Annotated in this window: 19 protein-coding genes, 1 tRNA gene and 1 pseudogene; 6 read left to right on the top strand and 15 right to left on the bottom strand. The window is 45.7% G+C overall.

Annotated elements, in window-relative coordinates; all coding sequences use genetic code 11:
- Positions 1 to 426: 426 nt before the first annotated feature.
- Both B5J93_RS03080 and pgsA read right to left on the bottom strand, forming a co-directional pair.
- Positions 427 to 2,592, bottom strand: coding sequence for a cytochrome c biogenesis protein CcdA (locus tag B5J93_RS03080; protein ID WP_079324501.1), 2,166 nt, complete (start codon positions 2,590 to 2,592; stop codon positions 427 to 429).
- 263 nt (positions 2,593 to 2,855) lie between these two features.
- On the bottom strand, positions 2,856 to 3,503 hold the full coding sequence (gene pgsA / locus B5J93_RS03075; protein WP_079324499.1) for a CDP-diacylglycerol--glycerol-3-phosphate 3-phosphatidyltransferase: 648 nt from the start codon (positions 3,501 to 3,503) through the stop codon (positions 2,856 to 2,858).
- Positions 3,504 to 3,669: 166 nt separating this feature from the next.
- Here pgsA and B5J93_RS03070 point away from each other — a divergent pair, with 166 nt between their 5' ends.
- Positions 3,670 to 4,899, top strand: a complete 1,230-nt coding sequence (locus B5J93_RS03070) for a BaiN/RdsA family NAD(P)/FAD-dependent oxidoreductase (RefSeq protein WP_079324497.1) — start codon at positions 3,670 to 3,672, stop codon at positions 4,897 to 4,899.
- A gap of 101 nt (positions 4,900 to 5,000) precedes the next feature.
- On the opposite strand, the gene B5J93_RS03065 is transcribed toward B5J93_RS03070, so the two are convergent.
- From B5J93_RS03065 to B5J93_RS03040, 6 genes are all read right to left on the bottom strand, one after another.
- A complete protein-coding gene (locus B5J93_RS03065) occupies positions 5,001 to 5,231 on the bottom strand; it encodes a hypothetical protein (RefSeq protein ID WP_079324495.1) in 231 nt (76 codons plus the stop codon).
- 38 nt (positions 5,232 to 5,269) lie between these two features.
- A complete protein-coding gene (locus tag B5J93_RS03060; RefSeq protein ID WP_228144851.1) occupies positions 5,270 to 6,712 on the bottom strand; it encodes an Eco57I restriction-modification methylase domain-containing protein in 1,443 nt (480 codons plus the stop codon).
- A complete protein-coding gene (locus B5J93_RS03055) occupies positions 6,676 to 7,575 on the bottom strand; it encodes a type IIL restriction-modification enzyme MmeI (RefSeq protein ID WP_079324491.1) in 900 nt (299 codons plus the stop codon). Before B5J93_RS03055 ends, B5J93_RS03060 begins: the two co-directional genes overlap by 37 nt.
- 27 nt (positions 7,576 to 7,602) lie before the next feature.
- Positions 7,603 to 8,007, bottom strand: a complete 405-nt coding sequence (locus B5J93_RS03050) for a hypothetical protein (protein WP_079324489.1) — start codon at positions 8,005 to 8,007, stop codon at positions 7,603 to 7,605.
- Between the two features lie 167 nt (positions 8,008 to 8,174).
- Entirely contained in the window at positions 8,175 to 9,332 is a 1,158-nt protein-coding gene (locus B5J93_RS03045; protein WP_115236990.1) for a D-alanyl-D-alanine carboxypeptidase family protein, read from the bottom strand.
- A 120-nt stretch (positions 9,333 to 9,452) separates the two neighbouring features.
- Positions 9,453 to 9,962: an MCR_0457 family protein gene (locus B5J93_RS03040; RefSeq protein ID WP_115236993.1), complete on the bottom strand. Its 510-nt coding sequence runs from the start codon at positions 9,960 to 9,962 to the stop codon at positions 9,453 to 9,455.
- Positions 9,963 to 10,245: 283 nt separating this feature from the next.
- Here B5J93_RS03040 and ruvB point away from each other — a divergent pair, with 283 nt between their 5' ends.
- Complete coding sequence (ruvB, locus tag B5J93_RS03035) at positions 10,246 to 11,229, top strand: Holliday junction branch migration DNA helicase RuvB (RefSeq protein ID WP_029103245.1); 984 nt, start codon at positions 10,246 to 10,248, stop codon at positions 11,227 to 11,229.
- 81 nt (positions 11,230 to 11,310) lie between these two features.
- Here ruvB and B5J93_RS03030 read toward each other — a convergent pair whose 3' ends face one another.
- The 6 genes from B5J93_RS03030 to recG form a co-directional block, all read right to left on the bottom strand.
- Positions 11,311 to 14,358: an efflux RND transporter permease subunit gene (locus tag B5J93_RS03030; RefSeq protein ID WP_115236995.1), complete on the bottom strand. Its 3,048-nt coding sequence runs from the start codon at positions 14,356 to 14,358 to the stop codon at positions 11,311 to 11,313.
- The gene (locus B5J93_RS03025; protein WP_079324484.1) at positions 14,355 to 15,518 is read right to left on the bottom strand and encodes an efflux RND transporter periplasmic adaptor subunit; all 1,164 of its coding nucleotides are present in this window, start codon (positions 15,516 to 15,518) and stop codon (positions 14,355 to 14,357) included. The genes B5J93_RS03030 and B5J93_RS03025 overlap by 4 nt, the downstream gene beginning before the upstream one ends.
- A 71-nt stretch (positions 15,519 to 15,589) precedes the next feature.
- The gene (locus B5J93_RS03020; protein ID WP_079324482.1) at positions 15,590 to 16,963 is read right to left on the bottom strand and encodes a phospholipase D-like domain-containing protein; all 1,374 of its coding nucleotides are present in this window, start codon (positions 16,961 to 16,963) and stop codon (positions 15,590 to 15,592) included.
- An 8-nt stretch (positions 16,964 to 16,971) separates the two neighbouring features.
- The gene (locus tag B5J93_RS03015) at positions 16,972 to 17,313 is read right to left on the bottom strand and encodes a leucine-rich repeat domain-containing protein (protein WP_158080671.1); all 342 of its coding nucleotides are present in this window, start codon (positions 17,311 to 17,313) and stop codon (positions 16,972 to 16,974) included.
- A complete protein-coding gene (locus B5J93_RS03010) occupies positions 17,273 to 17,641 on the bottom strand; it encodes a hypothetical protein (protein ID WP_079324479.1) in 369 nt (122 codons plus the stop codon). The genes B5J93_RS03015 and B5J93_RS03010 overlap by 41 nt, the downstream gene beginning before the upstream one ends.
- 38 nt (positions 17,642 to 17,679) lie before the next feature.
- Positions 17,680 to 19,773, bottom strand: a complete 2,094-nt coding sequence (recG, locus tag B5J93_RS03005) for an ATP-dependent DNA helicase RecG (RefSeq protein ID WP_079324590.1) — start codon at positions 19,771 to 19,773, stop codon at positions 17,680 to 17,682.
- A 346-nt stretch (positions 19,774 to 20,119) separates the two neighbouring features.
- On the opposite strand from recG, the gene B5J93_RS02995 reads away from it, so the two are divergent.
- The 4 genes from B5J93_RS02995 to B5J93_RS02980 all read left to right on the top strand — a co-directional run bounded on the left by B5J93_RS02995 (position 20,120) and on the right by B5J93_RS02980 (position 24,734).
- Positions 20,120 to 21,343: a type II secretion system F family protein gene (locus B5J93_RS02995; RefSeq protein WP_079324476.1), complete on the top strand. Its 1,224-nt coding sequence runs from the start codon at positions 20,120 to 20,122 to the stop codon at positions 21,341 to 21,343.
- On the top strand, positions 21,343 to 22,248 hold the full coding sequence (locus B5J93_RS02990; protein WP_079324474.1) for a prepilin peptidase: 906 nt from the start codon (positions 21,343 to 21,345) through the stop codon (positions 22,246 to 22,248). Before B5J93_RS02995 ends, B5J93_RS02990 begins: the two co-directional genes overlap by 1 nt.
- Positions 22,249 to 22,296: 48 nt before the next feature.
- Positions 22,297 to 22,373: transfer RNA gene (locus B5J93_RS02985), tRNA-Val, on the top strand.
- A 237-nt stretch (positions 22,374 to 22,610) separates the two neighbouring features.
- A complete protein-coding gene (locus tag B5J93_RS02980) occupies positions 22,611 to 24,734 on the top strand; it encodes an NADPH-dependent 2,4-dienoyl-CoA reductase (RefSeq protein ID WP_079324472.1) in 2,124 nt (707 codons plus the stop codon).
- 49 nt (positions 24,735 to 24,783) lie between these two features.
- On the opposite strand, the pseudogene B5J93_RS02975 reads toward B5J93_RS02980, so the two are convergent.
- Positions 24,784 to 25,149, bottom strand: a pseudogene (locus B5J93_RS02975) (DUF4424 family protein); the annotation flags it as partial.
- Positions 25,150 to 25,188: the final 39 nt, after the last annotated feature.

Raw genomic sequence — 25,188 nt, 5'->3', positions numbered from 1 at the left:
GCATATTTTAACAAAAGCCAAACACGCTTGCAAAATAAAGTTGTAAACGCTCGGGTTCACAACTCTACCTCACCTAAGATTACCAATTTTTACCAAACTGACATTTTTTGTCAATGACTTACAATTTTTGTCAGTTGTTTGTTGTTGGCTTTGTAAATTTTATACCTGCATTTAAATGACGGCACTAATTTTTAGGGCGTGCCTACCCTTTATAACACTATTTACAATATAGAAATATTTTAGAAATAAACTAATCGTTTTTGCATGAAAATGACTAAATCTGGTTTTCATCGTCAAAAGCTCGTTTGATAGAATGACTATCAAACCTCACTTTTTTCTTGAAAAACGGGCGATTTTCCTCATTTTTCATGGCAAATATAAAAGGCAGGCACGCCCTAAAATAATTTTAAAAAAATTTCAAAATCATCAAAACTGTGCCAACGCCGTCTCAAAATCCGCCCGTTTGGTCTCGCCAAGTAGCATGGTTTGCAGCTGCCCTTGTTTATAAATAAGCAATGCCGGAGGCCCAAACAGCCCATAACGTGCCAGTACCGCTCGGCTGTCATCATTGGTCTCGGTAATGTCTAGCTTGACCACTTGATAGTCTGACAGTGCCACAGGGCGATTGGTAAACAGCGTACGTTCCATGATACGGCATTCGACACACCAGTCGGCGGTCACATCCACCAGCACTTTTTCATGACGGGCAAGGATGGGATCAAGCTCGCCCAGACTGCTGATTTTGATGTCCGCCTTGGACTCGGCAACAGTCGCGGTCGCCCCCAGTTTGGCGAGCGGTAGCCATGGGTCAGTTGTCCCCATGCTCGCCCCCACCACAAGGCACACCGCCCACAACGCCCCCACCAAGGCAAATGCGTGCGACGCCAGATTTTTCATTCTAAACAGCCACACTGCCGTCATCGCAAACCACACCGCCCAAATGATGAGCATGACAGGCGAGAACAGCAGTCGCTCTAATAGAGACAGCGACACCGCGAGCAATAACAGCCCACAAAATTCCTTGACACGGTTCATCCACTCGCCTGCTTTGGGCATAAGCTTGCCCTGTGCCAGACCGATGAACATGAGCGGTATGGACAAGCCAAGCCCCAACGAAAACAGAGCGATGAACCCAAAAGGCACGCTACCACTTACCGAGACTGCCGTCAAAGCCCCTGCCATGGGGGCGGACACACAAGGCGACACCACCAATGCCGACAACGCCCCAGCAACAAAGCTACCGCCCACACTGCCGAGCTTATCATCGGCAGATTGGGATTTTCTATGCAACATGTCTCGCACGCCCGACGGCAAAGTTATCTTGATAATGTCAAACATATACAGGGCAAGCAAGGCAAAAATAATGGCAAACACCCCCAGCACATAAGGGTTTTGCAGTAGTCCAAGCACACCCACCGCCTGCCCAAACCACGCAATCAGACCGCCCAACACACCATAAGCCGTCGCCACACCCAGTCCATAACTGCCCGACAAGGCAAATCCCTTTAAGGCGGTATGGGACTTATTATGAGCAACGATATTGGCGACAATCGGTATCATCGGATAGACGCATGGCGTAAAGGACAGCAACAGTCCCGCCAAAAAGAGCAGTAGCACCGCTAGGGCAGGATTTTTGTTAATGCCAAACGGGTCGCTTTGGCTGCTTACTGCCTGATGACTGGTGTCTGCAGCCGCCGTGCTTGTTTGGGCATTTGGGGAGCTTGCCATGTTAGCAGATGATTCATTACCCAGTCCGCCACCCATCTCATCATTTGATTCGCCAGTTGGGGCATTCCCCTGCTCATCGCCAAATACAGGCGTGACCAGTGGCGATGTTGGGGCTGACAGTGTTTGGTCGGGAGCGGTGTTTTGCGTGGCAGAGACACCTACCCCATCTTGGCTCATGCCTGCCTGTGACAACTGGGTAAGCTCTGTGGTCGGGCTAGTTTTGCCTAAGTCTAAGTTGTCATTTAGCTGATTATCCAAGCCAAGCCCCATGCCATCTTTGGGTGTGCTTTTGCCCGATTGGTTGGCTTTATTTGCGACCGTGGTTTGACTGCTTGGTGTGTCTGGTTTTTTTTTGGCATTGCCTGTTAGGCTAATGGTCGTTTTTAGTGTCTCAGGCGGATAACACAGCCCTGCCTTGGCACAGCCCTGCCAGCGGATATTTATCGGGGCGGTCACATCGGCAGTGGCGGTCAGTTTGACAGTTGCCACCACGTCTTCTTCAAATACCGCCACTCGCCCAAACTCAGGATCATCTATCATCGTGTGTGGTTTGTTAAACGACCACGCACCCATGCTCACGCCATCAGGCAGGGTCAGTTTGATTTTGTCTTTATAAACATAATGCTCGGGCGTTACCCCAAATGTCACCGCAAGCGTGTCGCCCTGCTGACTGGCAGAGACGTTAAAGGCTTGGTGAACGGGTAGGAATTTGGATTTGGACTGATGAGCAAACAGCCCTGATAGCGTGCCATCGCTTTTGGCGGTATCGGCAGACAGTGCCATCGCAGACATGGGCAACGCCAAAGCAAGCGATAAGGCGGACAGGCGGGATAAGGAAGTTAGTGAATGAGTAAATTTTGACATATTGTATCCTATTCTCAACTTTATATCAGCGATTGATTTATCAAGGACGAATTGCAATTCACCCCTACAACCCGAAAAATAACCATCAGATAATCAGTAAGTTACCATTTTAAGTTGAGAGTGAAGTATATTGTTTAGCTATGATAAAATGGCATAAGCCACAGAAAAAAACGGCTTATTATATCATAAGCCGTTTTTTAACGATTATACGCAAATCACACGTGATTGTGGATTTTTGTTAATTTTATTTTAAATGATTTAAATTAATTTTGTTTTAAATAAGGCCACGCCGCTTTTAGATAAATCATCATCGACCACAGGGTCAATATCACCGCAATAATCATCAAGGTATAGCCCAGCGTCTCCAAAATCTGCCAGTTGAGTAGTAGTACGGTAATGGCAACCATCTGAAATGTGGTTTTTAATTTGCCTACATATGAGACCGCCACCGATGTGCGATTGCCAAGCTCTGCCATCCACTCACGCAGTGCTGACACGGCAATCTCACGAGAGATAATCACAATGGCACTAATCGCCATCACGATGTTCGGATGCCACTGTACCAAGATAATAAGTGCCGCCGCCACCATCAATTTGTCCGCCACAGGGTCTAAAAAACGCCCAAATGCCGAGCTTTGGTTGAGCTTGCGTGCCAAATAACCATCAAGCCAATCAGTCAGTGCCGCCAATATAAAAACAAACGTCAGCAAAAAATGACGAAGCATGTTATCGCTGTATTCTAGCATACCAAGGCGGGCAATGGCATTATCAGGAATGGCAGGCATGCCAATACCGAGTGCAGGAGGCATATACGCAATCGCCACAAACAGTGGTATCATGACAATGCGAGCAATCGTCAAGTTATTGGGCAGGGTAAAAATGCTAGTCTTGTTGGGCTTATCGTTAGACATGGCGGGCTGAACATAAAAATATGGGCGTATGATACCCTAAAATGGGGTGTTTTTGTGTAAAAATTTAAGATTTTTACACAGATTTTGGGTAAAATAAAGCAATTTTTATGCCCACTTTATTTTTATCTTTTATTCTCTACACTCATCATCAAATCATCACACCATCATGACTCATCCGACCCCATCATCGCCCAAGTCCGCCACCCACTTTGACGCCATCATCATCGGTGCAGGGGCTTCTGGGCTGTTTTGTGCCTTTCATCTTGCCGAACGTGGCAAAAGCGTGCTGGTGCTTGACCACGCCAACAAAGCTGGCAAAAAAATTCTCATGTCAGGGGGCGGACGGTGTAACTTCGTCAATATGGACGTGCGTCCTGAGCATTTTATCAGCCATAATCCGCATTTTGTACGGTCGGCATTGGCAAAATTCACGCCCCATCATTTCATGAATTATGTCTATAAGCATGGCATTGGTTTTCATGAAAAGTCGCACGGGCAACTGTTCTGCGATGACTCATCCAAAGACATCCTAAACATGATCCTGACCGAATGCGACCATCATGGCGTAACCATCTGGCTAAACACCAAAATCAGCACCATCAACAAGAGCGACACATTCACCCTAACCACGCACAAAGACAACCGTGAGCACACCCTATCTGCCCACTCACTCATCATCGCCACAGGCGGTCTGTCCATTCCCACGCTCGGGGCGAGCGGTTTTGGCTATCAGATTGCCGAGCAGTTTGGACATCAGGTACTGCCAACATCGGCAGGTCTTGTGCCGTTTACCTTTACCGACCACATTGGAGCCATGGCAAAAGAGCTAAGCGGTATCAGCATGGACGTCATCGCTTTTAATGAAAAAGCCCAATTTGCCCTACCGCTACTGTTTACCCATCGGGGGCTGTCAGGCCCTGCCATGCTTCAACTGTCCAACTATTGGCAAATCGGCGAGTACATTCACATCAACCTACTGCCACACATGAGTGCAGGCGAGCTGTTAATCAAGCACAAACACACGCACCCCAAACAGCACATTCGCACCGCCTTACAACCCTATTTTGCCAAAAAATTACTATTGGCGTTAGAGAGTCACTTTTGGCAACAGCACAAAGACAGCGAACTTGCCAACATCAAGGACAAAGAACTCATCACGCTCGGCAACGCCCTAAACGACTGGCAAATCAAGCCATCAGGCACCGAAGGCTACCGAGTGGCAGAAGTAACCCTTGGCGGGGTGGACACCCGTGATGTATCTAGCAAGACCTTTGAGAGCAAACTGTGCGATGGTCTATACTTTATCGGCGAAGTACTGGATGTCACAGGTCAGCTTGGCGGTTATAATTTTCACTGGGCATGGGCAAGTGGCTTTGCGTGTGCGATGGCGGTGTGAGCATATGCTACCACCCAATCAATGCAATCTCATCATCACTTAGTCCATACAGCTCATACACCATCTGATTAATGGCGTCATCTAGGGTGTTAATTTGAGCTTTAATGTTCATTGTTTTTTTGTTGCTCACTGACAAAATCGTCTTCCCACTCGCTTTTTTGGGCAAGGGACAGCTTTATCTTTTTCTTGGCAAGCTCGTTGATGAAGTCTTTATAATCAAGCTCATACCACGATTGTAAATTTTTGGAACATTCTGATAAATCAAATTCACGGTCAAGCGTGCGTAAAAACCTGTTAATACTTTCTTGGAATTGTTGGTTTAAACAGAGCATTTGTTCTGTTTTTTCAATAAAGGGTTGTTGCTTGTCTTTTAATATTTCTGGAATGGGAAATTTACCAACCCCACTTGCAAAAAATTCAAAAACGCTACTACCCGTTTGCTTTCCAATGGACTGATAACGAAAGAAAATAATTTACTATTTAAAATTGATAGCAAATATTTCAAATCAATATCTGCATTAGTATCAAAAATAACCGTCGTATTTGTCAAACCGATATAATCACTACTCTCATCTAATACAAAGGCATTTTTGCTACTGCGGTAAGAACACCAAATTTTATTTAGATGATAACAGTCTTTGTGCATAGGTCTGGCATATCTATACCATATTCTACCTTCATTTTTTACAGTTGCGCGATTTTTTAAAATATCTTGATTACTTATTAAATGCTCTTGTATGGATTTTGGCAAATCATCAAAATTATCCACATTCTCAGAATACAAAAGATAATTTTCACTAGAATTTAAACGATAAGGGTTAATATTTTCGCCTATCATTTGTTTTCTGATAAATTCCTTAGGAAATTGTTTTGGAAAATAATCAAATGAAAACACAGAATTACAAGCTGTTTCCATGCCTTTTCCAATTAAAATAATATCTTGTAATTGCCTATGACTACCATCTATTTTTTGATTTATTTTTGCAATTTTATCATTAACTAAGGCAAAAACATTATTCATCTCAAAATTTACTTCAAATGCGTTTTTATCATCATCAATAAAATTTGCAATATCGGTAATTTCATAATTTTTGTCTTTTAATAAAAATACCTTTGTTTTATCTTTGTCTTTTTCAAACAAAATAACGCAAGATGTAATTGATGCGTCTTCAAAAATCATATACCTTTCAAAATTTACAACCGTTGATAAGCGATTATCTGTAATAATTTCATTTCTTAACTTTTGAGCTTTATCTGAAAATAAAAAAGCATTTGATACAATGTATCCAATTTTATCTTTACTGATTTGCATTGCCTTTTTTATAAAATAAAAAAGAATATCGCTTTTATCTTGCCAAATACTATCATATTCATTTTGCAAATAATGAACAATCGAAGATTTTGCCCCCAATGTCTGCACATTAAAATAAGGCGGATTACCAATCACCACATCAAACCCGCCTTTTTCAAAGACTTTGGGAAATTCTTTTTGCCAATCAAAGGCTTTGTCGCCTGCCACTGTGTCATCATCGATAAGAGAGTTACCGCATTTGATGTTTTGGTTGAGATTGGATAATTTGCGGTGCGGTTCGGCGGTGCGTAGCCATAGCGACAACTTGGCAATCTCCACGCTTTCGCTATTAATGTCCACGCCAAATAGGTTGTTTTCTAGGATATGATTACTGATATTTTGATAAGTCAAGCTACTGTCCGTCAGCTTGCTTTCTAATTCATCAATATAATGATGTTCGTCAATCAGATAATTCAACGCTTCATTCAAAAACGCCCCACTACCACACGCAGGGTCGCAGATGGTAATATCAAGTAGCCATGTGCGGTAGGCTTGTAGGTTTTGATAGAGTTTTTCTTGGGTTTTCTTTTGGCGGTTGGGGACGTATTCGGTGTCGATGATGTTAAGCGTGCTTTTTTGTCATCGCACAGTTTGCCGATGGTGTTTTGGACGATATAGCTTGTGATGTATTTTGGGGTATAAAATACACCGTCTTTTTTGCGTTTTGATTGGGATTTTTCTAGCGTTTCGCCATTCATTTTGGCTTTGATTTCATCGATTTCATTCAATGAATTTTCAAAGATATGCCCCAAGATATTGACATCAATCTCACTCTTAAAGTCATAATCCGCCAATTTTTTGATGTGCGTATAAAGCACATCGTCAGAGATGACAAGATTATCCAAAATCTCATCGGGCTTAAACAGTCCGCCATTATAAGCAAATATCTCAGTATGCTCGTCTTTGTAGCCTGTATTTAGGTAATTAAAATAGTTTTTGAGATGTCCATAGATAGAGATGTTAAGTTTTAGGGCTTTGGCTTGCTCCCATTCTTTTATCATCGTATGGGCGGTATTGGCAGGCAATAGGCGACTGTCTTCGGCAAAGAAAATAAATAGCAAGCGGTCAAGCAGTTTTTGGGTTTTGCTAAATAAAACAAATTGGTCAAATTGGCTATTATGTTTTGTCAAATTATCAAATAATGCTTGCTTAAAGTTGGAATAATCTTTATACAACGCCTTAGTGATTTTTTCTTCTTGTCCGATACTTGCTTTTTTGAGTGCTAATGGCAAATCATTTAACAGATTATTGGCATTTAATAATACATATAATAATTGAAATTCATCAAATGAGAGAGTAAATAAATTAAATTCCAAATACTCCACTGCATTGTCTATATAAAAGCGGATTTTTTAGAAATTGGACATGATGACATAACGGCAGTTGGGCTGGTTATTTTTGTAGCCGAATGCTTGGGCTTCTATTTTTGATAGGTCGGTTGTATCCATACCCTTTAATTCAATGACGGCAACCGCTTCATTGTTTTTTAAAATCGCCCCATCGCATTTTTTTGAGCCTTTGATGTTTTTTAGCTCGGTGGTTAGGTTAAAATTGGGCTGTGGATTGAGGGTGTAGCCAAAGATATGAACAAACAAATCTTTCAAAAAGCCTTCTTGATACTGCTCTTCTTTGGACGCACGGATGTTGTTTTGGATAGCCGTATCATGAAAATGAGCGGTGAATTTGTCATAGGCGGTCTGCATGTCGCTGATGTCTTGCTTGGCGATAAAATCCTGAATAATAATAGACTGAAACATAAAAAATCCTTGGCAAGCTTAATAAATGAGTATGGGATAATTTTGCCATTATAACAAATTTTATCCGCAAAAAATCGGGGACATGCCCCGATTTATAATAACGAATGGTTTTTTTAAATGATGTTTTAAGATGATTTTTGCAAACCTTTTAAAACAGTTTTAAAATTTTAAAACAACCCTTTTATCCAATCAACCAAACTCTCCCACATACGACTGACAAAGCCCGCCTGCTCCACGTCATCACCTGCGATGATGGGTGTACTGGCAACGGTCTTGCCGTCCATGACTGCCATCATCTGACCAAGCTCTTGCCCTTTTTTGATGGGGGCGGTAATGCTGTCATTGAGCTTGATGGCTGTGGTGAAATTACCCGTTTGGTTTTTGGTGGTGAGCACTTTTAGGTCGCTTAGCGTGCTGGCAGTTACCGTATCCGCCTTGCCAAACTTCACAGGTATCGCCCCTGCGTCTGTGCCTTGAGAGGCAACCATCACATTGGTAAAATGCCCAAAGCCGAAGTCTAGCAGTTCACGAGCTTGGTCGGCACGGGCTTGCATGCTCTTTGCCCCAAGCACGATGGCAATCAGACGCATGTTATCTTTGTGACTTGACGCCGCCAATGAATAACCCGACTCGGCGGTGTGTCCTGTTTTTAGACCATCGACGGTGGCGTCCGTGAATAATAAGGCGTTACGGTTGCCTTGTTTGATGTTGTTATAGGTAAATTCTTTTTCGCTATAAATGGGGTAGTACTGTGCTGAGTTCTTGATGACCGTGCGTGCCAATACTGCCAAATCCTGAGCCGATGAGCGATGTCCTTCGGCAGGCATGCCTGTGGCGTTGGCAAAGTGAGTATTAGTCATGCCCAGCTTGGCAGCTTCATCATTCATAATCACCGCAAAGGCAGATTCTGACCCTGAGATATGCTCCGCCACGGCAATTGACGCATCATTACCCGACTGTATGATGATACCCCGTAGCATGTCAATGGCGGTAGCACTCTCGCCCAGTGGCACATACATGCATGACTGACTGCTTGACCCACGACACCATGCCTTCTCGCTGACCTTGATGGGCGTGGTCTCAGACAGCTCGCCTGAGAGCAGTTTTTGCTCCAAGATATAACTGGTCATCATCTTGGTCAATGACGCTGGGGGCAGTGGTTCGTTGGCGTTATTTTGGGCAAGTATTGTACCTGTGTCATAATCCATAAGCACATAGGCAGCATTGTCTTGCTTGGGGGGATTAATGCCGTTATTGGCAAGGGCGGTGACAGAGACTGTCAAAAACGCCAAGGCTAGGGAAGTTTTCTTAAAAAAAGTCATCATACCGCAAATTCACTCAAATTTATGCATAAAAAGTGCTAACTATACCAAACTTTACTAAAAATATAAAATTGTTTTTGTCGTTTTGACAAAATTCCTTTTGGTCATCCAGTCCAAACTGCCTTAAAATGCTCGGCTCACATTGGCAAAATCAGTGCATAGTTCTCGGTTTTCGTTTTGGGGGAAACTTTTTGTCCATGAACGCACGCTTTGGAGTACCGCTCGGTAATCTCGCTGTGTGGACAAATAATCCAATATCTCTTCGGGGTCATCAGCACTGGGAATGAATGCCCGAAGCTGATTGTTATAGGCTTCATAAAACTGGCCCTTTTGTCGTCCGCTTAACATCTGTGGGCATATCTCTGCCATGACTTGCACCAATGCCAACTCGTATTTGGTCACTCGAATGTCTGCCACGTCATTGGCACTGATGGTGTAGGCTTTGGCGGTTTTGGTGCTTTTGGCATGGGTCTGCATGGGTAGGCTTGCGGTAACACAAGTTACCAAAATAATGATAAAAGTTTTTAATAATTTAGCGACATCTGCCACATCAACGCCATGACAACGCACCATCAACTCACGGCGGACAGTGGCAACAGCAGACTTGGCAAGACTTTTGGGGGATACTGACATAAGCATGGGCGATAACCGACTTATTGACCAAATTAACGGCACTATCATACCCATAAATCTTTAAAACAATATCTCAAATTTGACCAAAAATGTAGAATAATTGTGTTTAAAAATCAAGTTTAGCAATGATACAGCAACAGTTATGTTTTACTTGTGAATGGCTTGATTTGACATGAGATTTACTCTTGTCTTCACTCCTACTTTTTGAAAAATTAATTCATAAAATCATCACATTGTCTGTATTTTTCTTTATAATAGTCCTTTTTAATTTAATAACATCATCATGAATCATAACCGCCTAATCGACCCCAACACCAAAAAAGATGACAATCTCGACCGTGCCATTCGCCCCACCACCCTATCTGACTACATCGGACAACCCAAAGTGCGTGAGCAGATGGAAGTGTTTATCACTGCCGCCAGACAACGGGGGGAGGCGTTAGACCACACGCTCATTTTTGGCCCCCCTGGACTCGGCAAGACCACCCTTGCCAACATCATCGCCCGTGAGATGGGCGGAAATCTACGCTCCACCAGTGGCCCTGTGTTAGAGAGAGCGGGTGATTTGGCTGCCATGCTCACCAACTTAGAAGAAGGGGATGTATTATTTATTGATGAAATTCATCGCCTATCGCCTGTCATCGAGGAGATACTCTACCCTGCGATGGAGGATTTTCAGCTTGACATCATGATCGGCGAAGGCCCTGCCGCCCGCTCCATCAAACTTGACCTACCCCCTTTTACGCTCGTGGCAGCGACCACTCGGGCAGGGCTTTTGACATCGCCCTTGCGTGATAGATTTGGTATCGTCCAACGCCTTGAATTTTATGATGTGGCGGACTTGACTACCATTGTGAGACGTTCGGCACGCCTGTTGGGGATTGACATGGAGGAGATGGGGGCGGTCGAGGTCGCCAGACGCTCTCGTGGTACGCCCCGTATCGCCAACCGTCTGTTACGCCGTGTGCGTGATTATGCTGAGGTCAAGGGCGATGGCGTGGTTACAGGGCAGATGGCAAGCCTTGCCCTAGACATGCTTTCGGTGGATAAACAAGGGCTTGACCACTTAGATAGGCGTTATCTGTCCATGCTAAAAGAGCGTTTTGATGGGCGACCTGCGGGCGTGGAGGCGATTGCGGCGGCGATGGCGGAGGATAGAGGGACGCTTGAAGACGTGATAGAACCATATCTTATTCAGCAAGGTTATATTCAGCGAACACCAAAGGGGCGGATACTATTGGATAAGGGCATGATGGTGGAAGATTAGGCGAGAATTGTATGGGAAATCTAACCCCAAAAACAAAACCACGCTCTTTGACGTGGTTTTGACCCATTAAACCGTCTTAGATTAAGTCGTCTTAGACTTTTTAAACCACCGTCCCACATCGTCCATCAGTGTATAGACCACCGGTATCACCACAAGGCTCAAAAACGTGGACGTGATAAGACCGCCAAGCACCGCCACTGCCATCGGACGGCGAAAGGTCGAATCCACCCCACCCCAGCCGAACACCAATGGCAACATACCTGCCCCCATCGCAATGGTTGTCATAATGATAGGGCGAGCCCGCTTACGACACGCGTCCAGTATCGCATCTAGGCGAGATTTGCCCTGTTGCTCGGCAATGATGGCATAGTCCACGAGCAGGATAGAGTTCTTGGTGGCGATACCCATGAGCATGATAAAGCCAATCATGGACGAAATGGACAAGCTAGACCCTGTTACCACCAAGCCAATCAACGCCCCACCGATAGATAACGGCAACGCCATCAGGATAGTAAAGGGCTGTAACACCTTGTGGAACAGTAGCACCAACACGCCAAAGATGCAAAATATCCCCACGCCCATCGCAATGACAAAGCCTGTAAATAGCTCCGCCATACTATCAGCTTGCCCCTCGTCCATCGCACTCACACCATCAGGCAGGTTGGTTAGGCTTGGCAAGTCCTTAACGGCACTGACCACCTCGCCTAACTCCTGCTCGGACTGTACCGTGATTTTGATACTGCGTTCACGATTGAGACGGCGAATCTCCGCCTCGCCTGTGGTAAAGTCAATATCCGCCACTTCCGAGAGCTTGACCGCATTGCCCGTACTGCTTGGCACATACAGGCTAGACAACGTCACAGGGTCGGCACGCACGCTGTCAGGCAGTCGCACGACAATGGGGATTTGACGTGTGTCAAGGCTCAGCTTAGAGAGTGCCTGTTCATAGTCGCCCTGTGTGGCGATACGCAAGGTATCAGCAAGCGACTGCGTGGTAACGCCCTTATCCGCCATACGCATGGGGTCAGGGATAACGGCAAGCTCGGGCTTAGGCAACGGCTTGTTACTGCTCACCAATGAGACGCTTGGCAGTCCACGAATCTCCGCCATGACCTTATCCACCGTCTCTTCTAGCAGTCTGGGGTTATCCGAACGTAGCGAGAACCCATAGCCCGTATCGCCCCCTGCCGACATACCCACCGTAAAGCGAGCAGACGGCACGCCTTTGATGACGTCCGATATGGCGTGTTCTATCTCTGTCTTTGTAGGACGCTTGCCACGTGGGGCAAGCACGACATTGAGTGTGGCGTTATTTTCCGCTCCTGCGGATGCATTGCGACTGTCCGCCCCACCGCTTGCCGTCCCCACCGACACGAATACCGACTGCACGCCATCGATGTGGCGGATACGCTCGGCAGTCATGTCTGCGATGACGGTCGTGTCTTTTAGCACCGCATCAGGGGTTAGCTCTAAGGTGAGCTGGGTCTGGTCGCTATCATCTGCTGGCACGAACTCACCCGAGAGTAGCCCTGCCATCGCCAACGAACCGATGAACAGCACAATGGTCGCCCCAAGCGTGATAAAGCGGTGCTTTAATGTCCATGACACCAGTTTGAGATAGGCGGTCATGGTTTTGCTTGTCGTCTCGGTTTTAGGCTGTTCAGGTTTTAGGATGTATGCCGCCATCATGGGCGTAACCAGACGTGCCACCAATAACGAGATAAACACCGAAATCGCCGCCATCCACCCAAACTGCTTAAAAAACTGCCCCACCACCCCACTCATAAAGGCGGTCGGCAAAAACACGGCAATGAGCGTAAACGTGGTCGCCACCACCGCAAGCCCAATCTCATCTGCTGCCTCCATCGCCGCCTCGTATGGGGTCTTACCCATGTGTAGGTGTCGCATGATGTTTTCCACTTCAACAATGGCATCATCAACCAACACACCGATGACGAGCGACAAGGCAAGTAGTGAGATGATGTTTAAACTAAAATCAAACACATACATCGCCAAAAAGGTCGGTATGATCGACAACGGCAGTGCCGCTGCTGCCGCCAAAGTCGCTCGCCAGTTTCGCAAAAACAGCCACACCACGACCACCGCCAAGATACAGCCCTCGATGAGCATTTTCATGCTGGCATTATAATCTTCAAAAACGGGCTGAGCGTTGTCATAGATTTTTTGGACACGGATATGCGGTATCTCTTGGGCGAGTTTGGCAAGCTCATCATCAATGCCCTTTACCATATCCACTTCGCTTGCCCCACGTGAGCGAGTAAAATTAACCGCGACCACCGTCTGTCCGTCCAACTTTGCCACGCTACTTCGGTCGGCATGAGCGTCATCAATACTGGCAAGCTGACCTAATGGCACGCCCCCTGCTGGGGTAACGACTTGGATATGAGCCAGCTCCTCAACACTGCGTGCCGCCCCTAGCACTCGAATGGTCTGCATACCGCCACCGATTTTGGCGGTGCCACCTGTGGCATCTGTCTGTGAAGCACTGATTTGGTTGGACAAATTACCAATGGGTAACCCCCACCCATTTAGCTTTGTCACATCAGGAGCGACGATGATTTGGCGTTCAATACCGCCCACACGGCTCATCGTCCCCACGCCTGCGACATTAGAAAGACGTTTGTTTAATGTATCATCAACAAACCACGACAGCTCCGCCTCGCTCATGTTATCAGACGCCACCGAATAGCCTGCCACAGGAAAGCCTGCGGTGGAGACCTTGGTAATAATCGGCTCTTCGGCAGCAGCCGGCAAATCACTGCTAATCTCATCTAGTGCCGAACGCACGTCATCGACCGCCTCCGCTAGGTCTTTTTCTAGGGCAAATTCGGTATGTACCGTTGCCACGCCTGTCTGCAAGGTCGAGCGAATGTGCTTAACCCCTGATATGGACGTGATTTTGTTTTCTATTTTTTTGGCGACGTCTGTTTCTAGCTGGGCAGGGCTTGCCCCCGAATACGCCACCGTAACGATGACGGCAGGCACATCAATGTCGGGGAACTGCTGAATTTTCATGTTGTTAAAAGCAAGCAATCCACCGAGTGTAAATAAGGTAAATAACAAAATCGCCACTAAGGGATTTTTGATAGAATAGGCTGAAAAATTCATGGTTGCCCTGCCTTATCCCCTGCCATGTCTTGGGTCATGACGATATTTACCAAATCATTTTCATTTAAAAAACTCACCCCATTTGCCACAATGAGCGTATCAGACGGCAAATCGGTCGCCACTTTATCCTGCTCACGAGCCAAAACGGTGATTTTTTGGCGTTGGGTTTGGTAAACGTCCGTCTTGTCGGTTTTGGCAAGTTGCCACACATAGTCATAGCCGTCCGTACTCATGACTGCCGAGCTGGGTATGGCGTGATGACTTTGACTGCCTAGCACAAACTGTCCACGCTGATACGTCCCTGCTCTTAGGGCGAAGTGGGCGGGCATGGCGACATGCACGACTATCTCACGCCCTGCATTGGCGGTTGGCGACAGATGAGTAACCGTCCCTACCACGCTCTCATCGCCCACCATGACCTGTGCCTGCTGTCCGACATCGATACGCTCGGCATCGGCAGGCGAGAGTGTCGCTTGCCATTCGAGCCGTCCGCCTTTGATAATACTAAATAATGGCGTGCCACTAACCAGTACGCCCACCTGTGCGTTTTTGGCACTGATAATCCCTGCCACAGGGGCAGTGATTTGGGTGTTATTTAGGTTGCTTTTGGCGGTGCTAAGGCGTGCCAAACTCGCCTTTTCGGTCGCTTGGGCTTGTTTTAGGGCGGTGCGATAGCTGTCCACTTGCTGACGGCTGACCGCATCAATGGCAAGTAGTGGCTCCACGCGTGCCAAATCCGCCTGTGCCTGCTCACGGCTCGCCCTTGCCTGCTCATAATCCGCCTGTGCCTGCACCGCATTCTCACTCATGGTGTCTTTATCTAGCACGGCAAGCACCTGCCCTGCCTTGACATAATCGCCCACTTCAACGAGTACCTGCTCAATGGTCGCCCCTGTGATTTTGGCACTGACTTCGGCAGTCTCTTTGGCACTCATCACGCCACTGGCGGACAAGCTATCTGATACAAGCATGGGGCTTGGTGTGGTCGCCTGTACGGTCATGGCGATTTTGGTGTTATCGGGTGCGTCAATGGACGTGGCACGTTCGGTCTCTGACGGCTTGGCGGTCAGTCGCCCTATTAGCACACTAGACACCACAAGGGCAATGGCACACATCGCCCACAATAAGGCATTTTTGGGATTAAAAGTCGGCTTGTTCATGGTGATTTTATGAGTGATAAAAACAGCATTGTAGCAAGGTCGGGGGGATTGTCAAGGGTATTTGTGCTACTTCACGTCCGTGTTTTTATCAGCTCCCTTAGCCTATCTTTCTGCCCTATCAGCTCCATTTTTTGATTATCAAAATACTCCTGCCAATCATCGATACTGCTTACCACTTGATGGCTTTGACTTGCTTTAATCTCATCAATGATAGCTTTAAGACTATCCAGCTTTTGGGATAATTGACTTTTGATGAGTTTTAATTTGTCGCTTTGGCTGACGGTCTCTGAGCGAGCCTTAAATATCCCTTTTTGCAAATCATCAAGTATCCGCTCCACCGTTTTTAGGTCATTTTGTTCATAGGCTTGTCGCAACTCATTAAACACCGCCATTGCCATGTCCTTTTGCTCGTCATTGACACGGTCGGGGTGGCATATTTGACTGGCTTTGCGGTAGGCTTGTTTTAGGCGTTTTTGTTCATCGGCATTTAGTTCATAATGCGTTTTGGCTTTTTCTTTGTCCAACTGCTCATTAAATGTTTGCTCGTCTTGTTTGGCTTCATCGTAGGCATTTTGGTCGCCTTGCTGTTTGGCAAGTTGTTTTCGCAAAGATAAAATTTCACTGATTAAATCACCCAAATTCATGCTGTGCTGATGATTAAAATCGGCAAGTAATTTTTCTAATTCCGCCTTTTCGCTGTCGTATAAATTGATTTCATGTTCCAATAGCCGAATTTCCAATTTTAACGCCATAATATCAGCGTCAGCATAAATCGCAATCGTATGATATTTTTTGACAAACTCATCAATTAAGCTAATCGCTTGGCTAAATTGCAAAGATTTAATCGACCCATAAATACTCGCAATATCTTGCTCACTTTCAAATTGTTTTAGTTTTTGATTTTCCCTTGTAATGTCGTCCAAATCTTCCAATATCACATAATTTTTTAAAATCTCTAAGCGTTTGATGATTTGGGCGATTGGTAAAATAATCTCATTATTGGGAATGGGTTTATCAATAATTTTGTAAAATTGTTGATAAAATGCCTTTGCCAACATTGTATCTTGGCTAATGGTAATGTTTTCAAAATTATTCTTTTCGGCTCGCATACTCCAATTAAATGAACCTGTAATTACCACTGAATTATCAATCACGCAAAATTTATTGTGCATTAAGTCTTTTTTACCGTCCCCAATCCAATAAGTCTGGCAATCTGAATAATGATTTAACTCATCGTGATTGATTTTGACTTTATCGCCTTTGTTGATACGGTCATTTGATATAATCAGTTGCACTCGCACACCGCTTTTGGCTTTGGCAATTAAAATTTCAAAAAAGTCGGCACGAGTAAACCACGCTACCGCAATATAAATGCTCTGCGTGGCTTTATTTAATTCAGCAATAATATGCTGTGGAATATTATCAAATAAGGCTTGGGTTTGCATTTTTTGTCCTAAAAGTAAATATAGCAATTTGGTAGTTGTTGTCTTAACCATTCAATATCTTGGGGATTGATTGGATTATCTCTCAAATCAAGATCTTCAAGATTTATTAAATTAACTAACACGGAAATTTCTTGGATTTGGTTTTTCCAAAAATAAAGTCTGGTTAATTGCTTTAAATTAGCGAGTATAGAAATATCTTGAATATCATTATCTGACAAATCAAGTTTGGTTAATTGAGTTAAATTAGCCAGTGCAGAGATGTCTTGGATTTGGTTATGGCATAACCAAAGTGTGGTTAGTTGAGTTAAATTAGCAAGTGCAGAAAAGTCTTGGATTTCGTTTTCGTTCAAAAAAAGCACTGTTAATTGCGTTAAGTTGCAATTCTTTTAAATAACTAAAAGTCAATTCACGATTAAGCCAATCAAAATCTTTTTGATAATGATAGTTTTCATCAAAACCCCAATCATTATTTGGCCATAACTCCAATTTTAATCCAAGTCTTAAAAATAACCACTTCCACTCATCACTAAGCGATAGCCACCATTCCCACAGCTCATCATCACTCATCTCACCAATACCCTTTACCCCTGTTTTGGCAAGGAGTTTATTGGTAAGGCTTATCAGCGTATCGGTACGGCGTAGGGTTAGCCCTGTTTGGCTTGGAATTAGGTTTGACATGATTTTTCCTTTTTAAAAGGGTGATTTTAGCATAATATTCACGCCCCCACAAACTCCCCACTCTCTTTTAGCCATAGCCCTATCATCGCTTGGGTTAGGGCGGTTTTGTTGGGTTGATTGATGAGATGATTGGCAAGGTTTTGGGCGATGTGGAGCAGGCTCTCATCTCGCACGATGTCCGCCAGATAGTAGCCCATGTCACCCGTTTGGCGTTTGCCCAGTAGCTCGCCTGCCCCACGCAGTTCTAAGTCCTTTTGGGCGATGACAAAGCCGTCCGTGCTATCCCTTAGGATATTGAGCCTCTCGATGCCTGTGGGCGATAGGGGCATTTGATACAGTAGCACACAAAAGGACTTTTCTAAGCCACGCCCCACACGCCCACGCAGTTGGTGGAGCTGAGATAAGCCGAGCCGTTCGGCATTTTCTATCACCATAAGAGACGCATTTGGCACGTCCACGCCCACTTCTATCACGGTGGTGGCGACCAGTAGGTCAATGTCGCCTTGATTAAAATCATTCATCACCGCTTGCTTATCACTGGCTTTCATTTTGCCATGTACCAGTCCTATCCGTATGTCCAACCGCTCGCACAAATCTTCATATAACAGCTCTGCCGACTGTGCGTCTAGGGCGGTGGACTCTTCCACGAGCGGACACACCCAGTAGGCTTGTTTGCCGTTTTTGCAGTTGATGCGTATCCGCTCAATCACTTCATCACGGCGGTCTCGGTTAATGGTAACAGTGGTAATAGGCGTGCGGTTGGGCGGTAGCTCATCTATCACCGACACGTCCATGTCGCCATACATACTCATCGCCAGCGTGCGTGGAATGGGGGTGGCGGTCATGACAAGCTGATGCGGGGTGCTGTTTGCCACGCCTTTACTGACGAGCTTCAATCGTTGCTCCACGCCAAAACGGTGTTGTTCGTCAATGATAACAAGCCCCAATTTGGCAAATGCCACACCGTCTTGGAAGAGGGCGTGCGTACCAACCACGATTTGCACCTCATTATTGATAATGGCACCTAAACTGGTATTACGTTCTTTGGTGGTCTGTTTACCGGCAAGCCAGCCCACGCCAATACCCATCGGCTCAAACCATTTTTTAAAATTAATCAAGTGCTGTTCTGCCAAAATCTCGGTCGGTGCCATGATTGCCACTTGCCAACCGCTGTCAATGGCATGACACGCTGACAGACCTGCCACAAGCGTTTTGCCCGCCCCCACGTCCCCTTGCACAAGGCGGAGCATGGGCGTACTGGTGGCAAGGTCGGCAACTATCTCGCTAACGACACGCTGTTGGGCATTGGTCGGGCGAAAGGGCAGGCTCGCCACAAGCCTATCGGCAAGCGGACTGACACGCTCGCAAAAAGGGGCTTTGTGGGCGTGTAGGTTTTGCTTGCGGTACAAAAACACAAGCTGATGAGCGGTAAGCTCTTCTATAATGAGTCTTTGACAAGCAGGGTGGGTGCGGTCTTTTAGCCCTGTCAAAAGTGCCGTTTGGCTAAAAATATCCGCCTGTGGGTCAGGCAGGTGTATGGCACTCAAGGCGGACAACAAATCGCCCTGCACGCTTACGCCCACGCTGTTAAAATCATCATCAGACAGGCAAGTTAAAGGCGTCTCACGAACAGCGTTAATCGCCATGCGGACAAGCTGACGCAGTTTGTTTTGATGAAGCCCCTTGACGGTCGGATAAATGGGTAAAAGCCCACTTTCAAACGTCTTTGTCCCTGTGATGTGGTACTCTGGGTGAGCCATTTGCACGCCATAGCGACTGACCTTTATCTCGCCAAATGCGGTGATGTTCGCCCCCATGGTCATGGTTTGCAACAGAGTCGGATAGGTTTTAAAAAACTGCAAAACAACCATGCCAGTGCTGTCTTCTAGGCACACCGACAGCCGTCCTTTATTGCTCGCTACGTCCGTGATAACCCCTGCAATCATGCACACTTGCCCATTTTCTACCGTATTCATCGGCACGGTACAGCTACGGTCTTCATAATCGCGGGGCAGGTGCATGAGCAAATCAAAAATGCGATGAATATCAAGCTCGGCAAGTTTTTTTGCCAACGGCTGACTCACGCCTGCAAGGGCGGTAATGGGATATTGGGTGGGGGCAAGGGTTGTCATGGGCATTTAATCAAATATTTTTTGTCATTTTAAGGCTTATGGTATAAATTGACAAGAATTTATCTTTTGAAATGATAAATTTTAGTAAAACAATTATTCACCTAATCACATTTTTACGCCATTTAACCAAAAAAATAAACCGTTTATTTTTTTATGGCATAAACGGCAGTTTATACCCTACCGAAAACCACGAATGTTGTGCAAGTTTTGTGATACATTATTTACAATTTGATGACTTTTGGTGTAAAATGTCATCAGCATTACCCTATTTGGGGTTCATTTAAAAATACAATACGGCACATAACTTGCAATATCGCCAGCATTGGCAAAGCACGAAGAGACACACATGGCAAAAGTAGCAACTGAACAGTTAATTGATTTTAAATACTCGGGCACCAACCGACGTGGACAAAACGTCAAGGGTGAGATGACCTCTAAGAGCATTGAACTTGCTCGTGCCCAACTACGCAAGCAGGGCATCATCGTTCAAGACATCCGTCAAAAGCCCAAACCGTTATTTAGCATGAAGAAGTCAATTAAAGCCATTGATATTGCCATTTTTGTGCGTCAGCTTGCCACCATGATGAAAGCAGGTGTACCACTAACACAGTCCTTTGAGATTGTCGCCGATTCACTTGACAATCCTAGCATGAAAGACTTAGTATTAAAAGTTAAAGCTGACATTGAATCAGGGAGCAACTTTGCCACTGCCCTGCGTAAGCACCCCAAATACTTTGATGACCTCTTTTGTTCATTAGTCGAGTCTGGTGAACAGTCGGGTGCGTTAGAGACCATGCTTGAACGTGTCGCCACCTATAAAGAGAAAAGCGAGTTATTGAAAGCAAAAATTAAAAAAGCAATGAAATATCCAATTGCAGTCATTGTAGTTGCCATCATTGTTACTGCCATTTTGCTTATTAAGGTTGTCCCTGTTTTTGCTGAAATGTTTGAAGGTTTTGGAGCTGAACTGCCAGCATTCACTCAAATGGTAGTCAATATGTCAAACTGGATGGCAAAATACTATTTGGTTTTTTTTGGTGCATTGGCAATTATTGTTATCGCATTTAGCCAAGCAAAACTACGCTCTAAAAAGTTTCGTGACTTTTTGGATAAACTGACCTTAAAACTACCCATATTTGGTGACATTGCTTATAAAGCCATCATTGCTCGTTTTTGTCGCACTTTATCGACCACTTTTGCTGCCGGTGTACCTTTGATTGATGCTCTAGACTCTACCGCAGGGGCAACCAACAACGTGGTTTTCTATAATGCCACCCAACGCATCAAAGAGGATGTTGCCACCGGTCAACAAATGCAGTTTGCCATGCGTACCACCAACCTATTTCCTAGCATGGTTATTCAAATGGTCGGCATTGGCGAAGAAGCTGGTAGTCTAGAAGAAATGTTGGATAAATCCGCTACTTTTTATGAAAATGAAGTGGACAATGCTGTTGATGGCTTAACCAGTTTGATGGAACCCATGATTATGGCATTTTTAGGCGTGGTTATTGGTGGTTTAGTTATCGCCATGTATCTACCAATCTTCATGATGGGCGATGTTATCGGATGATGAATTGCTTTACCTTTTTATCAGACAATTTATGGTTGGCACTTGCCCTAGTTGGACTGCTAGGGCTTTGTGTTGGTTCATTTTTAAATGTAGTGATTCACCGCACACCACTCATCATGAATTGCGAATGGCGTAAAGATGCAGCGTGGTTTTTAGGCACTCAATCCGACCTTGACCCCAAGCATGTCAAGCCCATTCAAGATGTCATCACCAATGACATACCCATCAGCCTATCCTTTCCACCTTCTCGTTGCCCCAAATGCAACCATCAGATTCGTGCTTACGAAAACATCCCCGTTTTAAGTTGGCTTATCCTATTGCGTGGTAAATGCTCTGGCTGTGGTAATCCTATTAGCATGCGTTATCCATTGGTGGAACTCATCACTGCCTTACTGTCCGTTTTGGTGATTTATACACTTGGGGCAAATATCGCAGGTGCTTTGGGGCTTATCTACCTGTGGATACTTATTGCTTTAACTGGCATTGATTTTGATACTCAGCTACTACCTGACCGTTTGGTTTTTCCGCTAGGCATGATAGGTCTTATGGCAAACACCCAAAATGTCTTTACTTCGCTTGGCTCTGCAGTATGGGGTGGTCTACTTGGTTTTTTATCCTTTTGGTCGGTTGCCAAACTCTATGCACTCATCACCAAAAAAGACGGCATGGGGGCAGGCGATTTTAAACTCTTAGGGGCGATTGGAGCGTGGCTTGGCGTGAGCATATTACCCTTTTTGATTCTTGTATCTGCTGTACTAGGCTCTATCGTGGGCGTGGTTTTGATGAGACTGCGTGGCGAAAGCCGTGCCTTTGCCTTTGGTCCTTATATCGCCATTGCAGGTGTCATCGCCCTACTGTGGGGCGATGACATCATGGGTTGGTATTTAAATATGTACAAAATGTAAAAAAGTGCTTGCCATTTAAAATTTATCTGTTATAATAGCACCACTTTTAGGCGTATAGCTCAGTTGGTTAGAGCACCACCTTGACATGGTGGGGGTCGATGGTTCGAGTCCGTTTACGCCTACCATATCCAAACCCCTTGAAATACCGATGTTTCAAGGGGTTTTTGTTTGTCTTGACAAAATTACTGACAACAATAAATGTGTGCATTTTGGACGAAAAATGCGTAAAATAAAGATAAATTTACACCAAACAACCCAATGACTGTCAAGTCATTTTCTCATCAAAATTTATCCCTTGTGATTTGCCCTGTGTTACAATAATCCCAGCCATTTCTTGTACCCCCTATTTCACAAGGACAGCCATGACCACATTTTTTAAAGGCAAATTCCTAAAAAGCAAACCTGCCCACATCCACGCCGATGATACACCCTATCCGCATATTTTTCGTCCGCTGGATTTGGGCTTTACCACCCTAAAAAACCGCATGGTCATGGGGTCTATGCACACAGGACTTGAAGACAGATTTTTTAATTATGGTAAGCTCGCCCGCTATTTTGAAGAGCGTGCCAAGGGCGGTGTCGCCCTAATTATCACAGGCGGTATCTCGCCCAACCGTGAAGGCTGGCTTACCCCCTTTGGCGGAACGCTAAACCGCACCGCCGACATCATTCATCACGCCCGAATTACCCGAGCGGTACATAAGCACGACACCAAAATTCTCTTACAAATCCTACACAGCGGACGTTATGGCTATCAGCCCTTTGTGGTCGCCCCAAGCCCCATCAAGTCGCCCATTTCACCCTTTAAGCCACGCCCAATGTCCGCCAAAAACATCAAGGCAACCATAGACGACTACGTCCACACCGCCAAACTTGCCAAAAAAGCAGGCTATGATGGCGTGGAAATCATGGGTTCAGAAGGCTATCTTATCAACCAATTCTTATCCGCTCGCACCAACCAACGCACCGATGATTATGGCGGTAGCTTAGAAAACCGAGCCAGATTTGCCCTAGACATCGTCAAGGCGATTCGTGGGGCAGTTGGCACCGATTTTATCATCAGCTTTCGCTTGTCTATGCTCGAGCTCGTTGAAGACGGTGCGGTCATGGCGGACGTCATCAATCTTTCCACGTGGTTGGAGTCGGCAGGGGTCACACTCATTAACACGGGTATCGGCTGGCATGAAGCCCGTATCCCCACCATCGTAACAAGTGTGCCACGAGCAGTTTTTATACGGTTTAGCCAAGCGGTCAAAGACGCCATTAATATCCCTGTCATCGGGGCGAACCGCATTAATATGCCTGACACGGCAGAGACGATTTTGGCAAATGGACAAGTGGATTTGGTGCAAATGGCACGCCCCTTTTTGGCGGACGGTGCGTGGGTACAAAAAGCCCAAACTGGCAATGCTCATCTGATTAACACCTGTATCGGTTGTAATCAAGCCTGCCTTGACCACACTTTCGCTGGCGAGCGAGCGACTTGCCTGGTCAATCCACGAGCGTGTTTTGAGAGCGAATACGACATTCGCCCCACCAAAAAAACTAAAAAAATCGCTGTCATCGGGGGCGGTGTCGCTGGCATGACCGTTGCCGTTACCGCAAGCGAGCGTGGACATGACGTGACCATCTTTGAGCGCAACAGCACGCTTGGCGGTCAGTTTAATTTTGCCAAAGTTATCCCTGGTAAAGAAGAATTTTTTGAGACCATTCGCTATTATCGCAATATGATAGAAAAATTAAACATAAAAGTTCAATTAAATCACGATGTTAGCGATGAATTTTTAAAAAATAGCAACTTCGATGACATCGTCATCGCCACAGGGGTCGTACCACGCAAAGTGCGATTTGACGGCATCGACTTGCCACAGGTCATGACCTATGCCGAACTGCTCTCGGGACAAAAGGTCGCCGGTGAGCGAGTGGCGGTATTGGGGGCAGGCGGCATCGGCTTTGACGTGGCAGAATTTTTGGCACATGGGGGCGTGATTGCCAAAGACGTGCATGACCCCACTTATCGCCCCACCGCCCAAAACCCTGATGAGTTTTTTGCTCAATGGGGCGTAAACCCCGAGCCACATTATGACAGCAAAGGCGGACTTGCCAAACCTACCCCCACGCCAAGCCGCCGCCAGATTTATCTACTCCAACGCAGTGAAGGCAAGCTCGGCAAAGGACTCAATAAAACCACCGGCTGGGTACATAAAGCGGTCATCAAGCAAGCCGGCGTTATCCAAATATCAGGGGCAACGTACGACAAAATCACCGATGAAGGCTTATGGATAACGGTCAATGGACAAGCCCAACTGCTCCGTGTGGACAGCGTGGTGCTGTGCGTGGGGCAAGAGTCGGTCAATCATCTCATGCCAAAACTGGGCGACACCCCCAAAGCCCACTACCACATCATTGGCGGAGCAAAAAATGCCAAGCGCCTAGACGCCAAACGAGCGATTAGAGAAGGGTTTTTGCTTGGTATTCATTTGTAAGGGCAAGTTGATAAAAAATCGGGTAAGCCTACACTTACCCGATTGCCGTTTATTTTACCCGAATAAACGCCACATCAATGTCTTGTTTTGGCACAAAGTTATTTTCAATCACTTCAAATTTGCCCTGTCCCACCTTTTTCACTTTGCCTCTACCTGCCCAACAAAACGACACAATCTCATCACTATCACGCTCGACAGTAAGTTTAAACCGCTCAATCGGCTTTGCCCAGTTCGCCCCCGTGGTCAGCACATAACCCAATGCCGAATAAGACAAAGGGTGCGTGCCTGCTTTTTTATCCAAGTTTTGCCGAGTGGCTTTATCCAAACAAAAATTACTGTCTAGACTTTCATCGAAAAAGACACCGCCACCCACTATGGGGCGATAGCTGTGGTTAATGCGAGTGACAGTATTGGCTTTAAATGTTTGTGTTCATTCATATACCAACCGAACCCA

Origin of the sequence: Moraxella equi, assembly GCF_002027555.1 — a bacterium.
GTDB lineage: Bacteria > Pseudomonadota > Gammaproteobacteria > Pseudomonadales > Moraxellaceae > Moraxella > Moraxella equi.
This window is presented reverse-complemented; position numbering and strand designations above follow the sequence as displayed.